The organism is Paraburkholderia sp. MM5384-R2, assembly GCF_014201025.1.
Taxonomy (GTDB): domain Bacteria; phylum Pseudomonadota; class Gammaproteobacteria; order Burkholderiales; family Burkholderiaceae; genus Paraburkholderia; species Paraburkholderia tuberum.
Map to the genome: position 1 here is coordinate 85,675 of NZ_JACHDI010000021.1, position 20,408 is coordinate 106,082.

Sequence of the window (20,408 nt, forward strand, 5' to 3'; positions counted from 1 at the left end):
CGTGCGAGCGACGGTCGCGGACATCCGGCGGCATGTGGGATGCTCCCAGAAGCGGGCGCTTGAGCTTCGGCGGCGCGTCAACCGATGCCAACCTGAACAGGAGATAGCGTCCGCTTTGAACTAGAAATTCAGCCATTCGCACACACGCGGATGATGACCAACCGGCGTATAACGTACCCCGTAAGCACTACTAACTGGAGAAAACGTATGGACACGAGTGCAGTACAGGCCGCACAAGCGGCCATTCAACAAAACACGGTTGAAATTTCCACCACGAAGGCGAAGCTCACGCGGGCGCAGGAGACGATCGCGACAGCAACTGCGCACAAGGCTCGCGTTGAAGAACTGCGGGCGCAGCGTAGCCAGATTACAGCTCAGGCGTTCATTGATGAACAGACGCCGGACACGGCAGACATTGACGAAGAATTGAAGCGCCTCGAACGAACGGGCAAGGCCGAAGCCTTGAATCTCGAGGCTGCGACGGGCGCGACTGAACTGATTGAACAACGGCTGACCGCCCTGGGGGCAAAACGTGACCAACTTGTGAATGCCCGCGACCGCGCCGCCTACGAGGCGCTCAAGGGCGAAATGTCGGCGTGCGAACAGGAGGTCAACGCGGCGATAGAAAGTCTTTCCGATGCGGTGTTTCGGTGCGCCGCGGCGGCGCGGTTGCTCCGCCAGTTTGATGAAGCGAACAACGGTAGCGACTATTCGATCGAACGGTTCGCGAAAAAGTTGAAGATCGGATCGGCAGTGGGCGCTCAATCGGAAGTCTATTTCGGCTCCTATGGCAACAAGGCTGTCCTGTCGCACTACGACGCGCTTTTCAGCGAGCTTGAGGCGGTCGGCGCGGTCGTCCGACCGGCTCCGCGTGGGCCCACGTACGCGCAGCGACGAATGGCCGAAATGGAGGAGGCGTCGCGGGCGAAGAACGAACGCAACCGAAGGGAGTCGACAGTGATCCACGCGTTCGGCGATCCGAATGCACCGCCCGAGGGCGAGCCGCGAACGATCCGGCTGAATCTCGATCCGGGAATGGTGCAGGAAGGCTAACGCCTCCAGATGTGACCCGAGGGCGGCCCTGCCATCGCCCGCCTTTGGTATTGCCTCCGTGTCGTTCGCATCATTGACGCGGAGGCGCTAACAGTAACGCACGGCCGTATTGGCGAGCGCAAGGAGCGCCCCTACACCTGAACATTCAAAGGAAGAAATCGTGAGTATTGGACATCCACTTTCTCGGACACGCGGCCTGTCGGGCGCCGCCGCCAAGACAGCGCCGACACAGCTGGAGCTGACGGGCGGGCCGTCCCAATACGCCCCGTCAGAGCACCCGGCAGCACGCGCCGAACGCGAACGAATTTTTGCGATCCTGAACCATCCGCACGCCGCAGCCCAGCCGGACACGGCGCGGGAGCTTGCCTTGACGCCCTGCCTTTCGCCACAGGCCGCGGCGACGATACTGGCGGGCGGAGGCCGGCACCGAAACCCGGATGCGCCGGCAGGGCAGACGTTTGCCACGCGGGCGGCGGAACTGTGGGACAAATACGGGAAGAATCGGGCGGAAACGGGAGCGGAGGAGCCCAGTGCACTTGCGCCGGTCGCACAACCGATCCAGCCGGCAAGCGAGAGATTCACCGAGCGCGCACGCGGGTTGTGGGACAGGTACGGCAAAAATCAGGGGGCGGCCATCGACCCTTTGCACGATGACGGTTGACTGATAGGTCTGGACGATCGACGCACCCATAAAAAAGCCCCGGCTAATGCCGGGGCTTTGTGCCTGCCGCGCCGTGAGTCGAAACTACGGCCGCAGACTCTGCGGGTTTTTGCATGAGGTAACGGGCACTCGCGCAGTAATCCCGCGAACAGTTTACGCCTGTCGTTGCGATGGTGGATTTACCGCCGGTTGCGTCCCGTTGATAGCCGAGGGCGTTTCCGTAAAGGTGGGGCGTGGCCGCTATCTCGCCGCGCGGGGGCCCGCCCGCGATGGGCGCGCGACCGGCGTCCGGGGGGATTGGGAGGATCCTTTTCAAGCCCGGCGGGGTCGCGGGTCCTTCCGGAGGCCCGACGCAGCGCGGGGAATGCTGCAACGCGCGGTCTTTAAGTAATTTTCGGTCCTGAAAGGGGGCCAGTCACACTCACAATCGACTTCATGAGTTTTTTGCATGACCCTTTCGGAGCCTTTCTGCACAAGGCTTGCAGCGATTTTCGACATGCCGGACCGGTCGATTTTTGCCACAAAAGTAGGCGATTAGTTTGACTGGCTTGTGACTGGCCTGTTTTGCGAGTGTGCGCAACGCAACGTGGTTGCCGGTCCGGCAACGCCAAAAATGGCGTTTTGGGTGGCCGGTTTGGCGCTGCATGCTGCCCGAAAACCCTTGATGGGAAAGCCTTCAACGAAATTGAAAGGTAATTGTTAGGAAATCGATTTGTGAAGAAATACCGACGCCAGCCGCTCCCGGCGGGCAGCGAAAACCATTCGCACGGGGCTTCGACGAAGTCTGATAGCATCCTCGCCTCCTACTTCTTCGAGCGACGGCGGGCGTCTGTTGCAAAGGCATCGAGACATGATTCAGCCAATCATCCCGAAGCGACAGCGGCACATTATTGACGTTGTACATTGGGACGCTGATGCCGAGTTCGGTGTGTTTCCGCAGGGCGCGCGAGCCAAAGAAGCAGTGTTCGCGCCGCGCGAGCAAATCGATGAATGCCTCGTGCCGTTGAAGCGGTATCTGTTTAAGCGCTCGAAGCGCAGTTATCCCGACCAGTTCTGGGGCGAAGTCATTGCGTACCGGGTGGGATGCTGCATGGGGCTAGAGGTGCCTCCGGCTTTCGCTGCTGTTAATTCGGGAACGGGGTACTCTGCTGCGCTGATCGAATGGTTTTATGACGATCACCAACGCTTTGTACACGCGGGGGATTTTCTGCAAGCCATCGTTCCGGATTTTGAGCGCACACAAGGCAAACAGCACAACCTGACCGACGCGGCGGGGCTGCTGCGTGCCATGGCCATCGGGAAAATGTTGAAGGGCGACTGGCGACAGTGGCTGGCCGATATGCTGGTGTTTGATGCCGTGATCGGGAACACAGATCGCCACCAGGACAACTGGGGATTCGTTTTTTCTCCCGTCGAGAACGATGTATCCGTGATCTGTCACGTTGCACCTCTCTTCGACAATGGAACCAGTTTGGGGCACGAACGCTTTATTGATCGTGTACAAGGATGGAATGAGGGCGATGTGGACCGATACATCGAGCGCGGCATGCACCACATGGGGAAAACGCGTCTGGAAGGTTTTGCATCTGCCAAGCATGCTGAACTGGTTCGCCACGCGCTAACTGTGTGGCCCGGGACGCGCGAGATTGTCGTCCAACGTCTAAACTTGCTTGAAGCGGGATTGCCGAGGCTGCTGCAGGATCTCATTGAACTCGGCGGGGATGTACCTCTTTCGATTGGACGCGCTGATTTTGTGCGCCGACTGATAGCGCGCAGATTGGCGCTGCTGCGAGCAAATATGTTATGAGCCGCCTTACCTATATTCGTGAGCCGAGCCGGTTGTTGCTGACCTGGCAACCGCCGATCTCCGAACCGCACGCGCGGACGCGGCGAGTCGTCGCCGAGATCGTTCCGAGCGACGAGGGAACCGTATTACGGTACCTGCCCGAGACCGACGATTACAAGGCTGCGGTTGAGTGTGGCTTTGTCGGGTATCCCGCCTTCAGACCAAGCACGGTTGAGCATCGCCACGGCGTGCTCGACGCGTTCACGCGACGCCTGCCACCACGTAGGCGGGAAGATTTCGGCGACTTCCTTGCGAAGCATCGATTACCCGATCCTTTTCCGCTGTCAGACCTTGCCTTGCTGGGATACACCGGAGCTGCTTTGCCCAGTGATGGCTTTGCAGTGGTGCCGGATTTTCCCGACCAGCCAGGCTCATTTGACTATGTCACTGAACTGGCCGGTGTGAGACATGTGCACGGGCTCAACCTGTCCGATGTTTCGGCTGGCGACGAAGTCGAGTTCGCAGTCGATCGCGAAAATCCGATTGAGCGCGACGCCCTTTTTGTCGTCCATCATGGGAAACCGCTTGGTTACGTAAATCGGGCTCTTCGCGCCCGCGTGGCAAAGTGGGCCTCAACGGGACACCTCTCCGCGAAAATAGAACGTCTAAACGGGAAGCCGGAGCGCCCCCTTGTCTATGTCCGACTCGAGTATCGGTAGGTCCGACTCCTAGCCCCGCTATCGACAAGAGAAAGCCGACCCGCGATGGTCGGCTTTTTCATTGGCGCGAGCATCCCAAAAACATAGGCGCCTTGCGATCTGCTAAGTTGACTCCGTCACGAATGAAGCGATCTGGCAAGGTGCCGAATGCAATCACTTAGAGTAGACCTAGGTTCTGACGGCCGCTGCGACCTATATCACCACACGGACTATCGGGGAGCGTCCCGCAAGGCCGACGTCGACGCCTTCTTGCGGGCTTCACTGTCGGATCTCGCGCCGACACCCGGGAATAGTATCGCGCGCAACAATGCGCTGAGCTTCATCCAGTTTCACCGTCTCACTACGGCCGCCGATGACTTGGCGAGCGTGCTTAAAGTCGCAGTGCGTTCCGGCGAGGTGATCGCCGTCATCGAGCCGCTCCACGCAGAACTAACACCAGAAGCAATTGACGCGAAGAACCCGGGAACGGTTAATCAGCTATGGGCAAAGTTCGAGGATCGTATAAAGGACCAGCCTGAGGCGAAGCAGGACAAGCTGCGGGCAGTATTCTCCGACCGTGTACTCGCCCTCTACCAGCGCGAGGTGGTGCGCGAACAGGCGGCTTACATCGCCGAGGCGGTGGCCGGGCGCGAACAGGCCGTCAAGGACGCGCGGCACGCGCTGGCCGAGCACGACAAAGCCCGCCCGTCAGCGTTGCGGCGTCTCGTCAGCGACAAGTGGGAACGGCAGCGCGGAGTGCTCGTGATAGAGGCTGATCGTGCGGCCGATGCGCTTACGTTCATTCGCAAGACGGCGGAGACGTACGGCAAGGGCGACACCACATGGGTACCGGATCTGCCGTTTCCGAGTGCGGTCGCTCAGGAGCGCGTGCGGGACCGACAGCCCGAACTGGCGAAGGCAGCAGTCAAGGCTCAACGACAGGTCAACGAACAGGCCAGTGCCGCGCAGTCTCGTCAGTTCGAACAGCAGCGTCAGAGGAACCGGGGCCGGGATCACGACGAGCCTGAACGCTAGGGCTGAATCGGCTCCTGCGCAGCACTCATGTACTGCTTGATTTTTGACGTTCCAAAGGCGGTCAGGTTAAGCGCCGCAACGCAAGACGCATTTATTGACGGTCGCTCATGAACTCACTGCAATCTGCAAGAGATGAGCGGCTAACGTGACAGTAGTTCGCTGACGTTTTGATTAGGGGCCCACCAATGGCGCCACTCACAGAGGAAAAGTTATGGACCAGCAACTCATTGCGCTTTATGAGCTCAAGCGTCAATCGTTCTTGATCGGATACATCCAGAATCCAGGAAACTTCGACGACGCTCTCGCGTTCGCGTACTTTAAGCGGCTCGCACCGATCTTTCATGAAGACAACATGCGAGAGAAGTATGACGGTGACCCGTTCGCGGAGGTATATGCCGTCAAGGCCGAGTTTATGGCCGAAGTGCTCGGGTATGTGGATGAACGGGATTTGGCAGGCGATCACACTGCAATCGAGTTTTACAATCTCGAAGATAAGTTTGGCGGCTACAAGGCCAACCGGATCGAATTGATTCACACACTGGAGTACGCGCGTATTGATGGTCGCTTTAGTGACGAGGTCTGGAAAGCCGTCGAGCGCAACGCGCCCGCTGAAGCAAATCGCTTGGAGAAAACGTTCTCGCCAAAAGACGTCTCTTTTGGCTAGCCATCCTCAGATTGTGATCTCAGGCCGATGCTGCGGAGCACCGCTGCGGCGCTGCCACGAAGCCACTCGATTGACGACTGAACATCCCTTAACCGATAAGCGAATTCATTTGAATGCGCTCGAGCGAGAAAGAAAAGCCGCGCCGAGCCCGGTTTAGGGGCTGGTGCGCAAAGGGATTGCAAATCTCCGCTTTAAACCTATCGATAAAGACATTGAAGGTAAATTCGAGATCTATATTTTCCCGCGCCGACAAGAGTTTCGAATCGTCTAGCGTGACGGGGAGCAGCGGTTTGATATGCAACACACATAGTCAAATTGGCGTTACAAGCGCCTATGAGATAAATGCAGCCCTCCGACCAAATGGTAAGCTGTACTTCGACTCGTATCACATGACTGACAACGTTCGCGTGCGCCCGCGAAGCCCGTCCGATGCAGGGGCTTCGCGGGCGCCGCACCCATTGCATACATTTGGGAGATTCAAATGAATTTTTTAAAGGTGGCGTTGACTGCCGCTTTGTTTGCTGCCGCGCCCACATGGGCGGGAGATTTAACCGGGCCTCAGAATAATGCCGCTAGATCGGCGAGGCAGTATCTAAGTATGCAAGGGTTCTCACGAAACGGACTTATTGAACAACTCTCATCGGATGCCGGAGATGGTTACAAAGTCGCCGATGCTACGGTAGCGGTGGACAGTCTGAATCGCGATTGGAATCAGGAGGCGGTGAGATCCGCGAAGCAGTACCTCAGTATGCAAGGCTTCTCGTGCAAAGGTCTCATTCAGCAACTTTCCTCGAGTGCGGGAGACCGGTACACCGTTAGCCAAGCAACGTTCGGGGCAAAACAGGCGGGGGCTTGCTGAAACCTCTCGACGGCATGCTCGATTCTCTGCCAATAGCGCCGCCATGGCCGTCTATTCTTGCTCTCGCCCAATCGATTTAACGAACGCACGTTGAGCCGCAGTTGGGAGATCGGCCGCGGCTCTCAGTTGTTCAGACGTGCGTAGTTCGCACAACCAGACGGCAAAGGACCGCCCCTTGCGCGGGCGTTTTGATTCCCGGTTTGATTTCCACGGCCCGATGCGAAATCCAGCCCGAAAGGGCACTCTTCGTTTAGGGGGGAAGGTCGGGGGATTTTTCGAATCACTGGCCACAAACCACCGTCAGTCATACCACCTTGGCGGACACCGCCGGTCAACCTGCGCCAGACATCAGAAATTTTCGTATGCCTTGTCGATAACCTTGCTGTCCCTGAACAAGAACGAGACCTTCTGCGTGCTGGCCTTGCCGCCAACATAGTCCCAGCGCTCCACGCCGCCCGTAGTGGTTGCCTGGTACGGGTAGCCAAGCCGGCCGACAACCTGGCGTTGCGTCGTGCCGTTCGGGTACCGCCTGTCCATCGTTTCCTTGGTCCAGCCGTCTACGTACATCGAGCTGTAGCTTTTCACGCTGTGGCTTTTCGAGCTGCCGCAGCCCGCCAGTCCAGCCAAACACAGGGTAGCCAGCACCGTCACCGCAATTCGTTTCATGTCGCTCACTCCTCAATCACATGACCCGATGATCGCAGCCGGTGAGCGGGACGCACATCAGACCTGTCCCAATCGGCGCGGTGTGCGACAACCCACCGCAGATCGTGCCTGGAATGGGCTTTGTGCACGAAGACTAACCGCCCAAGGCATAGCGATGGCAGTGCACCGCTGATGCACGCGCACGATGACGCGGACCTTATAAAGCCCTTATATTCGGCCGCCGCTCACGGACGCATGGTGGGGGACCACGAACTAAGCGCCGCCCATCGCTGACCTCGCGAGAGTCGCAGCCGGGTACTTTCTAGGCGCTTTCAATCTTTCGCTCTACGATATGAACATGCCCTGCGATAACGGAGCGGGCCATGGCAAAGGATGTACTAGGGGCTGGGCGGCGAGAGGCCATACGGCGAGCCGCATACAGCCTTGCCGACAGCGGCAACTATGCAGACTGTCAGGCGGTTGAAAAAGCGCTTCGCGCCCGTTATGGGGTGCTTGATTCCCGCCAACTGCTCGCCAATCCGATCGTGCGCGCCACAATTGATCAACGCTGCGACGCCGCGCGGCCGAAACATCACGCAGCATGACGAGCAACGAATGCAGACCTAACCGGCAGCCCATGGCCGCATGGCGCGCCTATGTCCTTGCCGCCACCCTTTTCTCGCTGATCGCCATCGGCGTAATTCTGGCCGAGGCTTGAGCATCGCTGGGCGACTGCGGATAGCGAGATCATCGGTATAGCAAAGGCGCGCGCGGATTAAGCTACCCAAGGCCTAAGACAGCCACCCTAGCGCGTCGGACGGCACGCGAGCCACACGAGATGTGACAAAAGACTGGAGGCAATCGAAAAACCGTTCCGGCGATCTTCAAAAGCGTAATGTTTACGCGGCCCACGATAAAAGGACACGAACATGACACCTGATTGGGAAATCGTCACCAAGCTTGTCTTCCCCGTGATAACAGCCGTTGTCGTCGCGGCAATCGCAAAAAGGCTTGAATATCGGCCCAAAGTAATCACCTATATGGCACACGCGGCGGGATTTTCATTACCTCCGGTCGAAGGGCCGCAAACACCTCCTAACGCGCAAACCGGGAAGTCATCAGACACCGCTGGCGCTACGCCCGGCGCGCCGGGAGTACAAGTCAATGTGCATAGCGTCGTTGTCCGAAACACCGGTAAGAAAACGGCATTCAACGTACGCATCGGACACAATATCGCGGTTCGTCACTACGTGATCGAACCGCGCGTGCAGCACGAAACCAATTCCGCGGCATCAGGCGGATGGGAGATTCTCATCCCAGCTCTGGTCCCGAATGAACAGGTCTTGATTTCGTACCTCTACTTTCCACCGCTGACATGGAACCAGATCAACGCCTACACGAAGTCCGATGAAGGGTTGGCTAGGTTCCTGAACGTGCTACCCACACCGCAACCATCTCGATGGCTGCTGGTCGTTTTCCTATTTTTCTTTTACGCTGGCATCGCTGCGGTCACCTACGTTGTCATCGCGTCTACACAGTGGATTCTAGCTGTCTCGCATTTCATGTCGTAGGGCTCACTGATGGTGGTCTAGATGGTGGACTGACCGATCAACCACGCTGAAAAGCCGCGCCAATCATGAACGATTGGCGGACACCGCCTCCGCCAGACATCCAATGAATACGGGCCTTTTGGCCCGTATTTCGTTTCTGCCCCCAAAGAACCCCGCCGAATTCGATCGCGACGCAGATCAACCTGATGCGCCACAGCGGCGAACAGCTGCGGCTGGCGGCGTCGCGCCAACTGCTGGATCGCGCTGTTGGCCGCCCGGCGCTTCACGCCGATATCAAGGCCGAGATAGAAACGAAGGCAATACAGACGCGATAGATAGAGTGCGACTGAGCCCGCTGCCGCCCTGCTTACGACATCAGATCGGCCTTCCTTTAGGAGTTCGCCCATAGCACCTATGCCAGCCGCAAAGCTAGAGTTCCCATTGAATCAATGCAGCGTCGGCCCATCCCACTGATCGTATGCCGCCCGACTCCGCAGCCCTCATTCTTTACAACTCTAGAGGTATGCCACATGTCGAAACTGCTACGGACAGACACATCAAATCTCGTTTATTGATGCCACCGGTAAGACGATCGGTACTTGGGCGGCTTACAACAACGTCGACAGCCACGCGGCAATCCGCCATATTCCGAATGGAACATATAGCGTGCAGGACCAAACCACCCCGCACCATCATGTGGCATCTGCCAATGGCCCGTATGGCTTGTATGGGATCATCCGTTTCAACGTGCCAGGCCATACCGGCATTGGCGTGCATCCGGGCAGAGCTAATGCCCGCTATTTGCCGGGACCTCAGCACCCGACAAAGAGCTGCATCCGCACGTCCGACGACGCCATGAGAGAAATCCGCGAACAGATGCACCGGGACCCGATCACGGCTGTAGAAGCCAACCACAATGATCCCGTGGCCGCGCGCGCGGCAACTGAGCGCAATCGAGCCAGGAATCTTGCGGGACATGCTCATGGATAGACGCAAGTGCACCTATTTTTTTACGCATCTCATGGGTGTGGTCGCCTTCATTGCACTAGCGTGGATGCCGGTTGCGTATGGCAAAACCTGCACGGAGCGTGAGGCAAGTGCGGCGGATGCAGCAATCGATCACCTCGACACGTGGGCAAACGTGAATGAGGCGTTCAACAAGTACGCGCAGTGTGACGATGGCGAAATCGCGGAAGGCAACTCAGAAGCTGTCGCGCGTCTGCCAGTGGATCACTGGCACACTTTGCCGCAACTAGGTGTATTGATAAAAGGTAATCCGTCGTTGAAAGCCTTTGTGCTCCGCCACATCGATACGACGCTAGACACCGACGATCTTTCCAGAATCGCCAAGCTTTCAACGTCATCTTGCCCGATCGGCATGAGTTCTCTATGTCGAGAATTAGCCGCCGCCACAGAGAAAGTCATGCCGTAGTTGCTATATGGCTGTAATGCGGAATTCAAACCACCGCCACCGCCTCAACCTCGATCTTGAACCCATAGTGCAACTGCGGCACCGGCACGACCGCGCGCGCCGGCCTTGCCTCGCCGGCCCAGCCCGCATAGATCTGATTGAAGCTCGCCCAATGTTCGACATCGACGACATACACGCGGACCTGCACCAGTTGCGCGACGCTGCTGCCGACGCTTTCGAGCGCCGCCTTCACATTGGCCAGAACCTGTTCGGCCTGCGCGTCGAACGACGCATCGGCGAGCTTTTCGCCTTGCGCGTTGATCGGCAATTGCCCGGACACGAAGACGAAGCCATTCGCGACCGCGACATGACTGTAGTGGCCGCCGGGTTTCGCCAGCGCGGCCGGATTGTCGGTGTGGGGCAAACGTGAGGCGTGCGTGCTATCGGTCATCAACCACTCCAGAAGTGAAAATCTCGGAGCGATTCATCGCCGTGCTTCGTTCAGCACGAACCCGCGCACGACGCAACACGCATCACGCGTCCGCCATCTCGAGCTTTTCGCGCGCATCCGCGCAACGACGATTCAGATCGCGATGCATCAACTGGCTATCGAGCAGAGCCGATACATCCGTCAAACCGTGATCAAAGCGCAACACGTATTCGACGTCGGTGTAATCGTAATAAGCGCCGCTGTCGGCCAGCCGTTGCGCTTCGGCGAATGCGGCAAATTGCCGTGCGCCGTTCATCAGGTCTTTGATCGCCATGATTGCCGCTCCGAGGAACAGTGACTTCATCATAGCAATGCAAAGCGCGACGCACGGTGGTGCGCGCGCAACACCAGGTGTTTTCCGGAGACGCGTCCGATGAACTCACGCGTCGGCCGATGCCCACAGCCGCAATAGCACGATCGTCATCCAGTTTTCACGCCGTTTTCACAGCGCTCGCGCAGCGCTCACCCTCGATATCCGGACAACACGCTCACACAGCCGCAACCGGCGACTTCGTCCCGTGCCGACGCATCACGAGCATGCGTCCGACAAAGCACAGACAGCCCGCCACGCCGACCACGATACCCATGCCCTTCGGCGTGCCGTCCTGCCACAGTCCGACCGCGAGGCTCGACAGTGCGCCGAGCGCGAGCTGCACCGCGCCGAACACGGCCGCCGCGGCGCCCGCGTTGGCGGGATAGCGATGCATCAGATCGGTCGTGCAGTTGGCGGACAACACGCCCACCACGCTGACGACGAAGAACAGCCCGAACACGATCGACCATAAGCCGCCCCACCCCGTCAGCGACACGACGGACACGAACAGCGACGCGACGAAGCTCACGGTCGCCGCGAACGAGATGATCGGCACCGGCCCGAGCCGGCCGACGAGCCGCGTGTTCAGGTAATTGCCGAACATGATGCCGACGATGTTCAGCGCGAACAGGAATCCATAGTGCTGCGCGGACACGTGGAAATACTCGATGTATACGAACGGCGTCGCCGTGATGTACGCGAACATCGACGCGAACGCCATGCCGCCGCACAACATGTGTCCCCACGCGACCGGATCGCGCAGCAGCGTGCCATACGCGCCGAACGACTTCAGCAGCGCCGACTGCGCGCGCATCTCGCGCGGCCACGTCTCCGGCACCTTCAGGAATGCGGTCACCGCGCACACGGAACCGAACAGCGTCAGCGCGACGAACACGGCGCGCCAGCCGCCCAGCAGCAGCAACTGTCCGCCGATCAGCGGCGCGAGCAGTGGACCGATCGCCGTGACGATCGCGATCATCGACAGGACGCGCGCGGCGTCGCCCGGCTCGTGCGCGTCGCGCGCGATCGCGCGAGCCAGCACCGACGCCGCGCCCGCGCCCAACGCCTGCACGAAGCGGAAACCGACCAGCGAGCCGATCGAGATCGACAGCGAACAGGCGATGCTCGCGAGCGCATACATGATGATGCCGCCAAGCAGGATCGGCCGACGGCCATAGGTATCGGACAGCGGACCGTACAGCAGCATGCCGATCGAAAAGCCGAACATGAAGCTCGTGAGCGTCGATTGCGCGGCGCCCGTGCCGACCGCGAAGGCCTGCGCGATGGTCGGCAGGCTCGGCAGATACATGTCGATGGAAATCGGCCCGCACGCGGCCAGCGCGCCGAGCAACAGGATCAGCCGGCCATCGGGCCGGCGTCTGACGACGTGAGACATGGGAAATCCGGATGGAACGCCGCGCCGGCATCGGCAGCGGAACGGGTGAAGCGGGAACGGCCATCAGTTGACCGGCTCGATTGTACGCGACGGTTAATCCGCTGACGGCGCTCGTGGCCCGCTGCGTGGACGTTGCGCGACAGCGCCGCGCGGCGCAATCAGCCTCGATCGGTTAAGCTGCCGCCAGCATGCCCAACGCGCTTCCGTATGCGCAGCTTGACGGCCCGACATAAAAGCTCGACGTAGCGCAACAGCCTTCCCCCTGATCCCCTTCGAACCCGCGATGACCGCCTTCCTGCTCATCTGGAGCCCCAAAAAATGGCCGTGGCCCGAGTTGCCCGACATCGCGAAACGCGTGGCGGCCGGCGACGCGGTGGCCGACGTGTGGGGCTGCGGCTTTGCGCGCGGCATCCTGCCCGGCGATCGCGTGTTCCTGCATCGCGTCGCGCAGGAGCCGAAGGGCATCTTCGGTTCGGGCTACGTGACGCGCGCGCCCTACGAAGTCCCCGACGCGTCGACCAAACGCGGCTACCGGCTGTGCATCGATTTCGTCTACGACTGGCTCGTCGATGCGCATCACGCGCCGGTCATCACGCGCGATCAGCTGCGTGTGCATCCGTTCTCGGTGCAGACGTGGGATGCGCAAAGCTCGGGCACGATCATCAAGCCGATCGCCGAAGGCGCGCTGGAGAAGCGCTGGGCCGAATTGACCGGCAGGCGCAAGCCGCCGACGATACCCGCACCGGGCAGCTAGGCCAAACACGCGCCGCCGCGGCCGCCCGCCCGCACAGCCCGCCGGCGCCGACTCCGGTACAATTTCTCGATCCATCCCAGCATCGCGCGAAGGGTCCGCGGGAATCGTCCGAGGCCCTTTGCGCCGCTGCGCAACCCCTGCTCCCTATTCCAGCCATCGCCATGTCCAGAAACGAAACCCTCTTCGAACGCGCGCAACGCACGATCCCGGGCGGCGTGAATTCGCCGGTGCGCGCTTTCCGTTCCGTCGGCGGCACACCGCGTTTCATCAAGCGCGCGCAAGGCCCGTACTTCTGGGACGCGGACGGCCAGCGCTATACCGACTACATCGGCTCGTGGGGCCCCATGATCCTCGGCCACGTTCATCCCGAAGTGCTGGAAGCCGTGCAGCGCGCGCTCGTGAATGGCTTTTCGTTCGGCGCGCCGACCGAGTCGGAAGTCGAGATCGCCGAGGAAATCTGCAAGCTGGTGCCGTCGATCGAACAGGTGCGCATGGTGTCGAGCGGCACCGAGGCGACGATGAGCGCGCTGCGTCTCGCGCGCGGCTTCACGAACCGCAGCCGCATCGTCAAGTTCGAAGGCTGCTATCACGGCCACGCGGACAGCCTGCTCGTGAAGGCCGGCTCGGGCCTCCTGACCTTCGGCAATCCGACCTCGGCGGGCGTGCCGGTCGATATCGCGAAGCACACCACCGTGCTCGAATACAACAACGTCGCCGAGCTCGAAGAAGCGTTCAAGGCGTTCGGCAACGAGATCGCCTCGGTGATCGTCGAGCCGGTCGCGGGCAACATGAACCTCGTGCGCGCGACCCCTGAATTCCTGCAGGCGCTGCGGCGCCTGTGCACCGAGTACGGCGCGGTGCTGATTTTCGACGAAGTGATGTGCGGCTTTCGCGTCGCGCTCGGCGGCGCGCAGCAACTCTACGGCATCACGCCGGACCTCACCTGCCTCGGCAAGGTAATCGGCGGCGGCATGCCGGCGGCGGCGTTCGGCGGCCGGCGCGACATCATGGCTCACCTCGCGCCGCTCGGCGGCGTCTATCAGGCGGGCACGCTGTCGGGCAATCCGATCGCGGTCGCGGCCGGCCTGAAGACGCTTCAGCTGATCCAGGCGCCCGGCTTCTACGACACGCTCGCCGCGCGCACCACGCGTCTCGCGCAAGGGCTCGCGCGGGCGGCACGCGAAGCGGACGTGCCGTTCGCGGCCGACGCGCTCGGCGGCATGTTCGGCATCTACTTTCGCGAATCGATCCCGACGAGCTTCGCCGACGTCACGAAGAGCGATGTGCCGCGCTTCAACGCGTTCTTCCACAAGATGCTCGACGCGGGCGTGTACTTCGCGCCGTCCGCGTATGAGGCCGGCTTCGTGTCGAGCGCGCACGACGACGCGGTGATCGACGCGACGATCGACGCCGCGCGCGGCGCGTTCGCAGCGTTGAAGCGCTGAAGCCGGGCCCGAAGCAAAGGCCGCAACTCGCACGCCCCAGACACCGCACCACAACGGACACCGATGTTCTCGCAAACCGATTTCGTCCACATGGAACGCGCGCTCGCGCTCGCGAAGCGCGGCATGTACACGGCCGACCCGAATCCGCGGGTCGGTTGCGTGCTCGTCAGAAACGGCGAGGTGATCGGCGAAGGCTTCACGCAGCCGGCCGGCCAGGATCACGCCGAAATTCGCGCGCTGAAGGACGCGCGCTCGCGCGGCCACGACCTGCGCGGCGCGACCGCCTACGTGACGCTCGAACCGTGCAGCCATTTCGGCCGCACGCCGCCGTGCGCGAACGCGCTGATCGAAGCGCAGATCGGCCGCGTGATCGCCGCGATGGAAGATCCCAACCCGCAGGTCTCCGGCCGCGGTCTCGCGATGCTGCGCGAAGCCGGTATCGAAGTGCGCTGCGGGCTGCTCGCGAACGAAGCGCGGGAGCTGAACGTCGGCTTCGTGTCGCGCATGACGCGCGGCCGTCCGTGGGTGCGCATGAAAGTGGCGGCGTCGCTCGATGGCCGCACCGGCTTGCCGTCGGGTGAGAGCCAGTGGATCACGAGCGCGGCCGCGCGGGCCGACGGTCATGCGTGGCGTGCGCGCGCGTCGGCGATCCTGACCGGCATCGGCACTGTGCGCGAGGATAATCCGCGCATGACCGTGCGCGCGGTCGATACACCGCGCCAACCGCACCGCGTGCTGATCGACAGCCAGCTCGACGTGCCGCTCGACGCGCTGATCCTGGCCGGCGCGCCGACGCTGATCTTCTGCGGCGAGCTCGACACGCGTCTCGAAGAACGCGCGAGCGCGCTGCGCGAGCGCGGCGCCGAGATCGTGCCGCTGCCGAACGCGTTCGGCAAGGTGGATCTCCCGCGCATGCTGAGCATGCTCGGCGAGCGTCACGTCAACGAGCTGCACGTCGAAGCCGGCTACAAGCTGAACGGTTCGCTGCTGCGCGAAGGCTGCGTCGATGAACTGCTGGTCTATCTCGCGCCGAGCCTGCTCGGCGTGGACTCGATGAGCATGTTCAATCTGGACGCGCCCGACCAGCTCGAAGACCGCGTGAAGCTGAATTTCCACACGGTCGAGCGGATCGGCGACGATCTGCGGATCCTCGCGCGTTTCGCGCCGACAGCCTTACCCGGGACCGACACCGTGTCTCCCACCGTTTCGAAATGATCAAGGACTAGCACGATGTTTACAGGAATCGTCGCGGCAGTGGGCCGCATCGAATCAGTCAAGCCGCTCGGCACGGGCGGCGACGCGGGCGTGCGCCTGAACGTCGAGGCGGGCGGGCTCGACCTCGCCGATGTGCAGCTCGGCGACAGCATCACGATCCAGGGCGCCTGCATGACGGTGGTCGCGAAGACCGCTCATTCGTTCGAGGTCGACGTGTCGCGCGAGAGCCTGAACCGCACGGCCGGTCTCGGCGAAACCGGCGAGGTCAATCTCGAGAAAGCGCTGCGCGCGCATGACCGGCTCGGTGGACATATCGTGTCCGGACACGTCGACGGGCTCGGTGTCGTCACGCGTTTCGCGCCAGTCGGCGAATCGCACGAGCTGCGCATTCTCGCGCCGCGCGACATCGGTCGTTATCTCGCGTACAAGGGATCGATTACGGTCAATGGCGTGAGCCTGACCGTGAACTCCGTCGTTGATCGCGACGACGGCTGCGAGTTTTCGATCAATCTGATTCCGCATACCGTGCAGGTGACGGCGCTCAAGCATCTGCACGACGGGGTAAAAGTGAATCTGGAGATCGATCTGATTGCGCGCTATGTGGAGCGGATGCTCAATGCGCCGCGCGATGGCGATCCATCCTCGACGTAACCTGGCCACTTCCCTCGAGACCGTTACGCGATACCAGGAGCGCATGCTCGGTGCGTATCGGGACAGCGATCGATCCGCGCAGCAAGCCGGTTTGAGCGAGGCGAATCCGGGGCCGTGACCCAGCGCGCGTGCACGATCCGAAGCTGACAAACACAATGAAAGAGCCGCACCTGCTCCGGCGCTGCGGTCGCGCACGCGCCGCGTCCCAATGCGATCGTGCGTGCATGGGTCGACGAACGTGGACAGATCAGCGACGCGGTCGTCGAAGTCTCGTCCGGCAATCCGGCGTTCGACAACCTCGCCTTTCAGGCATCGCGGCGTGCCCAGTGCAGCGCTCTCACGGGCATGGACAATCAGCCTGTGGCGGTCGAAACGAATTTCGTTTTCAATCTACCGCACGCGAGCGGCGATACGGCTCGCTCCGGCGCAGGCGTCGTGGCGGCCGCGAGCAACGCGGACTCCCCGCGACGGCCGTCTTCTCCCGCGGGCGCGACCGGTTCTTCGCTGTTGCTCGAGCCTTGCGAGCGCCCCTTGCGACGACTCGCCCAGATCGCCAGGCAACGGCAGCACGTCGCTTTGCAGGCTGCCGAGCACGTTCTCTTCCAGATGATGCAGCAGCACCTCGGCCCGCTTGCGCCGTTTATATGCGAGCGTCGGTCCGGTGATGTCGAGCAACGCGGCGTACAGCCGCTCGAAGCCCGCGTCACTCATGGCCGCCGCGGTCTGCCCAGCCTCGCGCGCCACATACGCGGAAATCGACACCGGCGGCTTCAGCAGCGCCTTGTCGACGCCCATCGCGACGAGCTTGTCTTCCGCTCGCATCTGGACGTCGTGCTCCTGCAGCGCGCGACGCGGCGCGCTCTTGTTGCACAGACACTTGACGAGTCTGCCGTCGATTTCGTCTTCCTCGTACTCGTCGCTACGCGTGACGACCGGCAGCAAAGGCTTGTTCCGGTGCAATTCGCGGCCGAGCTCGTCGAGCTCCTGCTCCTGGCCGGGCGACGTGGAGCTGGTGAGCCACAACACACCATCGGCGCTATCGGTGAAGCGCCGCGTCAACGCGGCGTTGTCCGGCGTCACAACTCCTCGACGCTTCAGGGATTCGGCCAGCAAGACCGCCGGCCGTTGGCAACGAAAGACGGCGGCCATGTCGCCACGGCGCCGCCTCGTGCGATTACGCTTCGGCCGAAGCGCGCAGACGATGGACGAGCTGGTTGTCCTTACCCTGGACCAGCGGCGTGATCGTGAAGTTGAACTCGATCTCCTTGTACGTATCGGCCTTCAGGCCCAGCGCCGCGCCACCGCTTTTCTCGACGACCGGCGGAATCAGCTCTTCGCGCGTTGCATACGCGAAGTCGTCCCAGATCAGCGGATCGCCTTCGATGTTGAACTGCGTGGTCAGCTTGCGATGGCCGTCGCTGCTGACGAAGAAGTGCACGTGCGCCGGACGGTTGCCGTGACGGCCCAGCACGTTCAGCAGCTGCTGCGTCGAGCCGTGCGGCGGGCAGCCGTAGCCTACCGGCATCAGGGTGCGGACCTCGTACTTGCCGTCGGCGCCGGTCTTCACCGCGCCGCGCAGGTTGAAGTCGCTCTGCGCGCCGGTCGGATCGAAGTGCGAGTAGAAGCCCTTCGAGTTCGCGTGCCAGCACTCGACGACCGCGCCGGCGATCGGCTTGCCGTCCAGATCCTTGACCGTGCCGCGAATCACCAGCGGGCCCGCGTCTTCGTCCGGGTTGATGTCGATCTTCGAGACGCCCTCGCGCACCGTCGTGCCGGCGACGTACAGCGGGCCTTCGATCGTACGCGGCGTGCCGCCTTCGAGACCGATCTTCTTGTCCTCGGCGTCCATGCGGATGTCGAGATACTTCTCGAGACCGAGTCCGGCCGCGAGCAGCGCCGCTTCGCCGTCCTGACCGAGCTTGTTCAGATAGTTGACGCCGGCCCAGACTTCGTCGGGCGTGATGTCGAGGTCATCGACTGCCTTGAACAGGTCGCCCAGCAGACGGAAAACGATCTGCTGGAAACGCGCGTTGCCATTCCCGGCATCGACGTTGGAAGCGGCTTTCAGCAGATCCTGCACTTCTTTGGTTTCAAATACTTTGACGCTCACGATGACTGTCTCCAGTTGGTATAGGGGGAAAAGATGGCTTTGGATGCGCTCGCCGTCAAAAGCGCCTGGCCCCTGGGCTCAGATGTCGTCGTCCCGAATCGACGACGGGTGACGACACAGAGGCGTCACCGAAATCTTCATGTACGGGAACAGAGGCAAGCCGGACAGAATGTCGTGAAGTTCGGCATTGCTCTCTACATCGAAGATGCTGTAATTCGCGTACTCGCCAACGAGGCGCCAGATATGACGCCACTTGCCGCTACGCTGGAGCTCCTGCGAGTAAGCCTTCTCGCGGGTCTTGATTTCGTTCGCCACTTCGGCCGGCATGTCGACCGGCAGGTGCACGTCCATTCGTACATGGAAAAGCATCGTTGAATCCTCTTGATCTAAATCCGTTTATCGGGTGACCTTCATCAGCCCGTCTCGCGTGAATCGTTCGACCTTCGCCTCGTCGAGTTCGATGCCGAGACCCGGGCCGTTCGGCACGGTCAGTTCGAAGTCGCTGTAGTCCAGCGGCGTGGTCAGAATTTCTTCGGTGATCAGCAGCGGCCCGAACAGCTCGGTGCCCCATTGCAGATTCGCGAAGCTCGCGAACAGATGCGCCGACGCCACCGTGCTGAACGCGCCTTCGAGCATCGTGCCGCCGTACAGCTCGATGCCGGCGGCATCTGCGATCGCGGCCACGCGCTGCGCGGCGAACAGGCCACCGTTCTGTTCGATCTTGATCGCGAACACATCGGCGCCGCCGTTCTTCGCGATCTCGAACGCGCTGTCCGGGCCTTGCAGGACTTCGTCGGCCATCAGCGCGACCGGGAAGCGGCGCATCAGTCGCGCGAGCGCCGCGGCGGACGCGACCGGCTGCTCGACCAGATCGCAGCCCGCGTCGGCCAGCGCCGGAATCGCCCAGGCGGCCTGGGTCTCGCTCCACGCCATGTTCACGTCGACGCGCACCGCGGCGCGCTCGCCGACCGCTTTCTTGATCTCGGCGACGTGCTTGATGTCGGTCTTCAGTTCCTTCGCGCCGATCTTCAGCTTGAAGACCTTGTGGCGGCGCACGTCGAGCATGTGCTCGGCTTCGGCGATGTCCTTCGCGGTATCGCCCGACGCGAGCGTCCACGCAACCGGCAGGCGCTCACGGCGACGGCCGCCGAGCAGTTCGCTCACCGGCACGCCGAGACGTTTGCCTTGCGCGTCGAGCAGCGCGGTTTCGAGCGCGCTCTTCGAGAAATGATTGACCTTGACCAGCTTGCCGAGGTGCGCCATCAGCGCCTGGATCTGCGTCGCGTCCTTGCCGATCATCGCCGGGGCGAAGTAGGCGTCGATCGCGAGCTTCATTGCTTCGGGGCTTTCCGGGCCATAGGCCATGCCGGCGATCGTGGTGCCTTCGCCAATCCCGACGATGCCGTCGCTGCAGTACACCTTGACCAGCATCAGCGTCTGCCCGTACATCGTGGCGACCGACAGCTTGTGAGGGCGGATCGTCGACAGATCGACGAGGCGGGTTTCGATACGTTCGATGGTCGCTTGGGTCATGGCGGCTGCGGCGGGAAGTGAGTTCATTGGATGTTTTTATACCCTTCGCCCGTTTGGCCCGTCCAATACTTTTCCTGTCCTTTTTCATACCTGCAGGGTATGGTGAGGCCAGCAAGCCCGGCCTTTCTATGGATTTTGC

The 20,408-nt window shown here is 61.6% G+C and carries 23 protein-coding genes and 2 pseudogenes; 16 read left to right on the forward strand and 9 right to left on the reverse strand.

The genetic code is table 11. The annotated features are described in order from the left end of the window. Positions 1–207: 207 nt before the first annotated feature. From HDG37_RS28120 to HDG37_RS28150, 7 genes are all read left to right on the forward strand, one after another. On the forward strand, positions 208–1,053 hold the full coding sequence (locus HDG37_RS28120; RefSeq protein ID WP_184053189.1) for a hypothetical protein: 846 nt from the start codon (positions 208–210) through the stop codon (positions 1,051–1,053). 160 nt (positions 1,054–1,213) lie between these two features. Then, positions 1,214–1,714: a hypothetical protein gene (locus tag HDG37_RS28125; protein ID WP_184053190.1), complete on the forward strand. Its 501-nt coding sequence runs from the start codon at positions 1,214–1,216 to the stop codon at positions 1,712–1,714. A gap of 850 nt (positions 1,715–2,564) precedes the next feature. Continuing rightward, the gene (locus HDG37_RS28130; protein ID WP_184053193.1) at positions 2,565–3,521 is read left to right on the forward strand and encodes a HipA domain-containing protein; all 957 of its coding nucleotides are present in this window, start codon (positions 2,565–2,567) and stop codon (positions 3,519–3,521) included. Continuing rightward, positions 3,518–4,219 (forward strand): hypothetical protein, encoded by a 702-nt coding sequence (locus tag HDG37_RS28135; RefSeq protein ID WP_184053196.1) that lies wholly within the window; start codon positions 3,518–3,520, stop codon positions 4,217–4,219. Before HDG37_RS28130 ends, HDG37_RS28135 begins: the two co-directional genes overlap by 4 nt. A 249-nt stretch (positions 4,220–4,468) precedes the next feature. Continuing rightward, the gene (locus HDG37_RS28140; protein ID WP_184053199.1) at positions 4,469–5,233 is read left to right on the forward strand and encodes a hypothetical protein; all 765 of its coding nucleotides are present in this window, start codon (positions 4,469–4,471) and stop codon (positions 5,231–5,233) included. Between the two features lie 211 nt (positions 5,234–5,444). Next, a complete protein-coding gene (locus tag HDG37_RS28145; protein ID WP_184053202.1) occupies positions 5,445–5,897 on the forward strand; it encodes a hypothetical protein in 453 nt (150 codons plus the stop codon). A gap of 481 nt (positions 5,898–6,378) precedes the next feature. After that, entirely contained in the window at positions 6,379–6,756 is a 378-nt protein-coding gene (locus tag HDG37_RS28150) for an Ltp family lipoprotein (RefSeq protein ID WP_184053205.1), read from the forward strand. A gap of 348 nt (positions 6,757–7,104) precedes the next feature. Here HDG37_RS28150 and HDG37_RS28155 read toward each other — a convergent pair whose 3' ends face one another. Then, the gene (locus HDG37_RS28155) at positions 7,105–7,422 is read right to left on the reverse strand and encodes a hypothetical protein (protein WP_184053208.1); all 318 of its coding nucleotides are present in this window, start codon (positions 7,420–7,422) and stop codon (positions 7,105–7,107) included. A gap of 362 nt (positions 7,423–7,784) precedes the next feature. Between HDG37_RS28155 and HDG37_RS28160 the strand changes: the two genes are divergently transcribed. Together HDG37_RS28160 and HDG37_RS28165 are read left to right on the forward strand one after the other, a co-directional pair. Beyond that, a complete protein-coding gene (locus HDG37_RS28160; RefSeq protein WP_221312157.1) occupies positions 7,785–8,006 on the forward strand; it encodes a hypothetical protein in 222 nt (73 codons plus the stop codon). A gap of 324 nt (positions 8,007–8,330) precedes the next feature. Continuing rightward, positions 8,331–8,972, forward strand: a complete 642-nt coding sequence (locus tag HDG37_RS28165) for a hypothetical protein (protein WP_184053211.1) — start codon at positions 8,331–8,333, stop codon at positions 8,970–8,972. Positions 8,973–8,989: 17 nt separating this feature from the next. Here the strand turns inward: HDG37_RS28165 and HDG37_RS28170 are convergent, their stop codons facing one another. Next, positions 8,990–9,358, reverse strand: a complete 369-nt coding sequence (locus tag HDG37_RS28170; protein ID WP_184053213.1) for a hypothetical protein — start codon at positions 9,356–9,358, stop codon at positions 8,990–8,992. 259 nt (positions 9,359–9,617) lie between these two features. Between HDG37_RS28170 and HDG37_RS28175 the strand changes: the two genes are divergently transcribed. Together HDG37_RS28175 and HDG37_RS28180 are read left to right on the forward strand one after the other, a co-directional pair. Continuing rightward, the gene (locus HDG37_RS28175) at positions 9,618–9,941 is read left to right on the forward strand and encodes a L,D-transpeptidase (RefSeq protein ID WP_184053216.1); all 324 of its coding nucleotides are present in this window, start codon (positions 9,618–9,620) and stop codon (positions 9,939–9,941) included. Continuing rightward, entirely contained in the window at positions 9,934–10,383 is a 450-nt protein-coding gene (locus HDG37_RS28180) for a hypothetical protein (RefSeq protein ID WP_221312158.1), read from the forward strand. The genes HDG37_RS28175 and HDG37_RS28180 overlap by 8 nt, the downstream gene beginning before the upstream one ends. A gap of 25 nt (positions 10,384–10,408) precedes the next feature. Here the strand turns inward: HDG37_RS28180 and HDG37_RS28185 are convergent, their stop codons facing one another. From HDG37_RS28185 to HDG37_RS28195, 3 genes are all read right to left on the reverse strand, one after another. Continuing rightward, positions 10,409–10,813: a RidA family protein gene (locus tag HDG37_RS28185; protein ID WP_090801464.1), complete on the reverse strand. Its 405-nt coding sequence runs from the start codon at positions 10,811–10,813 to the stop codon at positions 10,409–10,411. 82 nt (positions 10,814–10,895) lie between these two features. Then, positions 10,896–11,126: a hypothetical protein gene (locus HDG37_RS28190; protein ID WP_184053220.1), complete on the reverse strand. Its 231-nt coding sequence runs from the start codon at positions 11,124–11,126 to the stop codon at positions 10,896–10,898. 214 nt (positions 11,127–11,340) lie between these two features. Next, positions 11,341–12,561 carry a Bcr/CflA family multidrug efflux MFS transporter gene (locus HDG37_RS28195; protein WP_184053223.1) on the reverse strand — a complete coding sequence of 407 codons (1,221 nt, stop codon included), beginning with the start codon at positions 12,559–12,561 and terminating at the stop codon, positions 11,341–11,343. Between the two features lie 283 nt (positions 12,562–12,844). Here HDG37_RS28195 and HDG37_RS28200 point away from each other — a divergent pair, with 283 nt between their 5' ends. The 5 genes and pseudogenes from HDG37_RS28200 to HDG37_RS40440 form a co-directional block, all read left to right on the forward strand. Then, the gene (locus tag HDG37_RS28200; RefSeq protein ID WP_090801467.1) at positions 12,845–13,315 is read left to right on the forward strand and encodes a hypothetical protein; all 471 of its coding nucleotides are present in this window, start codon (positions 12,845–12,847) and stop codon (positions 13,313–13,315) included. Between the two features lie 161 nt (positions 13,316–13,476). Next, positions 13,477–14,760, forward strand: a complete 1,284-nt coding sequence (hemL, locus tag HDG37_RS28205) for a glutamate-1-semialdehyde 2,1-aminomutase (RefSeq protein WP_184053226.1) — start codon at positions 13,477–13,479, stop codon at positions 14,758–14,760. A 63-nt stretch (positions 14,761–14,823) separates the two neighbouring features. Further along, positions 14,824–15,975 carry a bifunctional diaminohydroxyphosphoribosylaminopyrimidine deaminase/5-amino-6-(5-phosphoribosylamino)uracil reductase RibD gene (gene ribD / locus HDG37_RS28210; protein WP_184053230.1) on the forward strand — a complete coding sequence of 384 codons (1,152 nt, stop codon included), beginning with the start codon at positions 14,824–14,826 and terminating at the stop codon, positions 15,973–15,975. A gap of 15 nt (positions 15,976–15,990) precedes the next feature. Further along, complete coding sequence (locus HDG37_RS28215; RefSeq protein ID WP_184053233.1) at positions 15,991–16,626, forward strand: riboflavin synthase; 636 nt, start codon at positions 15,991–15,993, stop codon at positions 16,624–16,626. Between the two features lie 216 nt (positions 16,627–16,842). Next, positions 16,843–16,959, forward strand: a pseudogene (locus tag HDG37_RS40440) (energy transducer TonB); the annotation flags it as partial. Between the two features lie 171 nt (positions 16,960–17,130). On the opposite strand, the pseudogene HDG37_RS39585 reads toward HDG37_RS40440, so the two are convergent. The 4 genes and pseudogenes from HDG37_RS39585 to HDG37_RS28235 form a co-directional block, all read right to left on the reverse strand. Beyond that, positions 17,131–17,706, reverse strand: a pseudogene (locus HDG37_RS39585) (hypothetical protein); the annotation flags it as partial. A gap of 94 nt (positions 17,707–17,800) precedes the next feature. Continuing rightward, positions 17,801–18,736: a catechol 1,2-dioxygenase gene (catA, locus tag HDG37_RS28225; protein WP_184053239.1), complete on the reverse strand. Its 936-nt coding sequence runs from the start codon at positions 18,734–18,736 to the stop codon at positions 17,801–17,803. Between the two features lie 78 nt (positions 18,737–18,814). Further along, on the reverse strand, positions 18,815–19,105 hold the full coding sequence (gene catC / locus HDG37_RS28230; RefSeq protein ID WP_026225988.1) for a muconolactone Delta-isomerase: 291 nt from the start codon (positions 19,103–19,105) through the stop codon (positions 18,815–18,817). Between the two features lie 27 nt (positions 19,106–19,132). Next, entirely contained in the window at positions 19,133–20,269 is a 1,137-nt protein-coding gene (locus HDG37_RS28235) for a muconate/chloromuconate family cycloisomerase (protein WP_184053242.1), read from the reverse strand. Between the last annotated feature and the right edge of the window lie 139 nt (positions 20,270–20,408).

Excerpts from the sequence above, each read along its gene's own strand:
- HDG37_RS28135 (WP_184053196.1), top strand. The coding sequence starts at position 3,518 with ATGAGCCGCCTTACCTATATTCGTGAGCCGAGCCGGTTGTTGCTGACC.
- HDG37_RS28215 (WP_184053233.1), top strand. The coding sequence starts at position 15,991 with ATGTTTACAGGAATCGTCGCGGCAGTGGGCCGCATCGAATCAGTCAAG.
- HDG37_RS28155 (WP_184053208.1), bottom strand. The coding sequence starts at position 7,422 with ATGAAACGAATTGCGGTGACGGTGCTGGCTACCCTGTGTTTGGCTGGA.
- HDG37_RS28235 (WP_184053242.1), bottom strand. The coding sequence starts at position 20,269 with ATGACCCAAGCGACCATCGAACGTATCGAAACCCGCCTCGTCGATCTG.
- HDG37_RS28150 (WP_184053205.1), top strand. The coding sequence starts at position 6,379 with ATGAATTTTTTAAAGGTGGCGTTGACTGCCGCTTTGTTTGCTGCCGCG.
- catC (WP_026225988.1), bottom strand. The coding sequence starts at position 19,105 with ATGCTTTTCCATGTACGAATGGACGTGCACCTGCCGGTCGACATGCCG.
- HDG37_RS28195 (WP_184053223.1), bottom strand. The coding sequence starts at position 12,561 with ATGTCTCACGTCGTCAGACGCCGGCCCGATGGCCGGCTGATCCTGTTG.
- HDG37_RS28185 (WP_090801464.1), bottom strand. The coding sequence starts at position 10,813 with ATGACCGATAGCACGCACGCCTCACGTTTGCCCCACACCGACAATCCG.
- ribD (WP_184053230.1), top strand. The coding sequence starts at position 14,824 with ATGTTCTCGCAAACCGATTTCGTCCACATGGAACGCGCGCTCGCGCTC.
- HDG37_RS28130 (WP_184053193.1), top strand. The coding sequence starts at position 2,565 with ATGATTCAGCCAATCATCCCGAAGCGACAGCGGCACATTATTGACGTT.
- hemL (WP_184053226.1), top strand. The coding sequence starts at position 13,477 with ATGTCCAGAAACGAAACCCTCTTCGAACGCGCGCAACGCACGATCCCG.
- HDG37_RS28145 (WP_184053202.1), top strand. The coding sequence starts at position 5,445 with ATGGACCAGCAACTCATTGCGCTTTATGAGCTCAAGCGTCAATCGTTC.
- HDG37_RS28120 (WP_184053189.1), top strand. The coding sequence starts at position 208 with ATGGACACGAGTGCAGTACAGGCCGCACAAGCGGCCATTCAACAAAAC.
- HDG37_RS28190 (WP_184053220.1), bottom strand. The coding sequence starts at position 11,126 with ATGGCGATCAAAGACCTGATGAACGGCGCACGGCAATTTGCCGCATTC.
- HDG37_RS28165 (WP_184053211.1), top strand. The coding sequence starts at position 8,331 with ATGACACCTGATTGGGAAATCGTCACCAAGCTTGTCTTCCCCGTGATA.
- HDG37_RS28170 (WP_184053213.1), bottom strand. The coding sequence starts at position 9,358 with ATGGGCGAACTCCTAAAGGAAGGCCGATCTGATGTCGTAAGCAGGGCG.
- HDG37_RS28160 (WP_221312157.1), top strand. The coding sequence starts at position 7,785 with ATGGCAAAGGATGTACTAGGGGCTGGGCGGCGAGAGGCCATACGGCGA.
- HDG37_RS28200 (WP_090801467.1), top strand. The coding sequence starts at position 12,845 with ATGACCGCCTTCCTGCTCATCTGGAGCCCCAAAAAATGGCCGTGGCCC.
- HDG37_RS28180 (WP_221312158.1), top strand. The coding sequence starts at position 9,934 with ATGGATAGACGCAAGTGCACCTATTTTTTTACGCATCTCATGGGTGTG.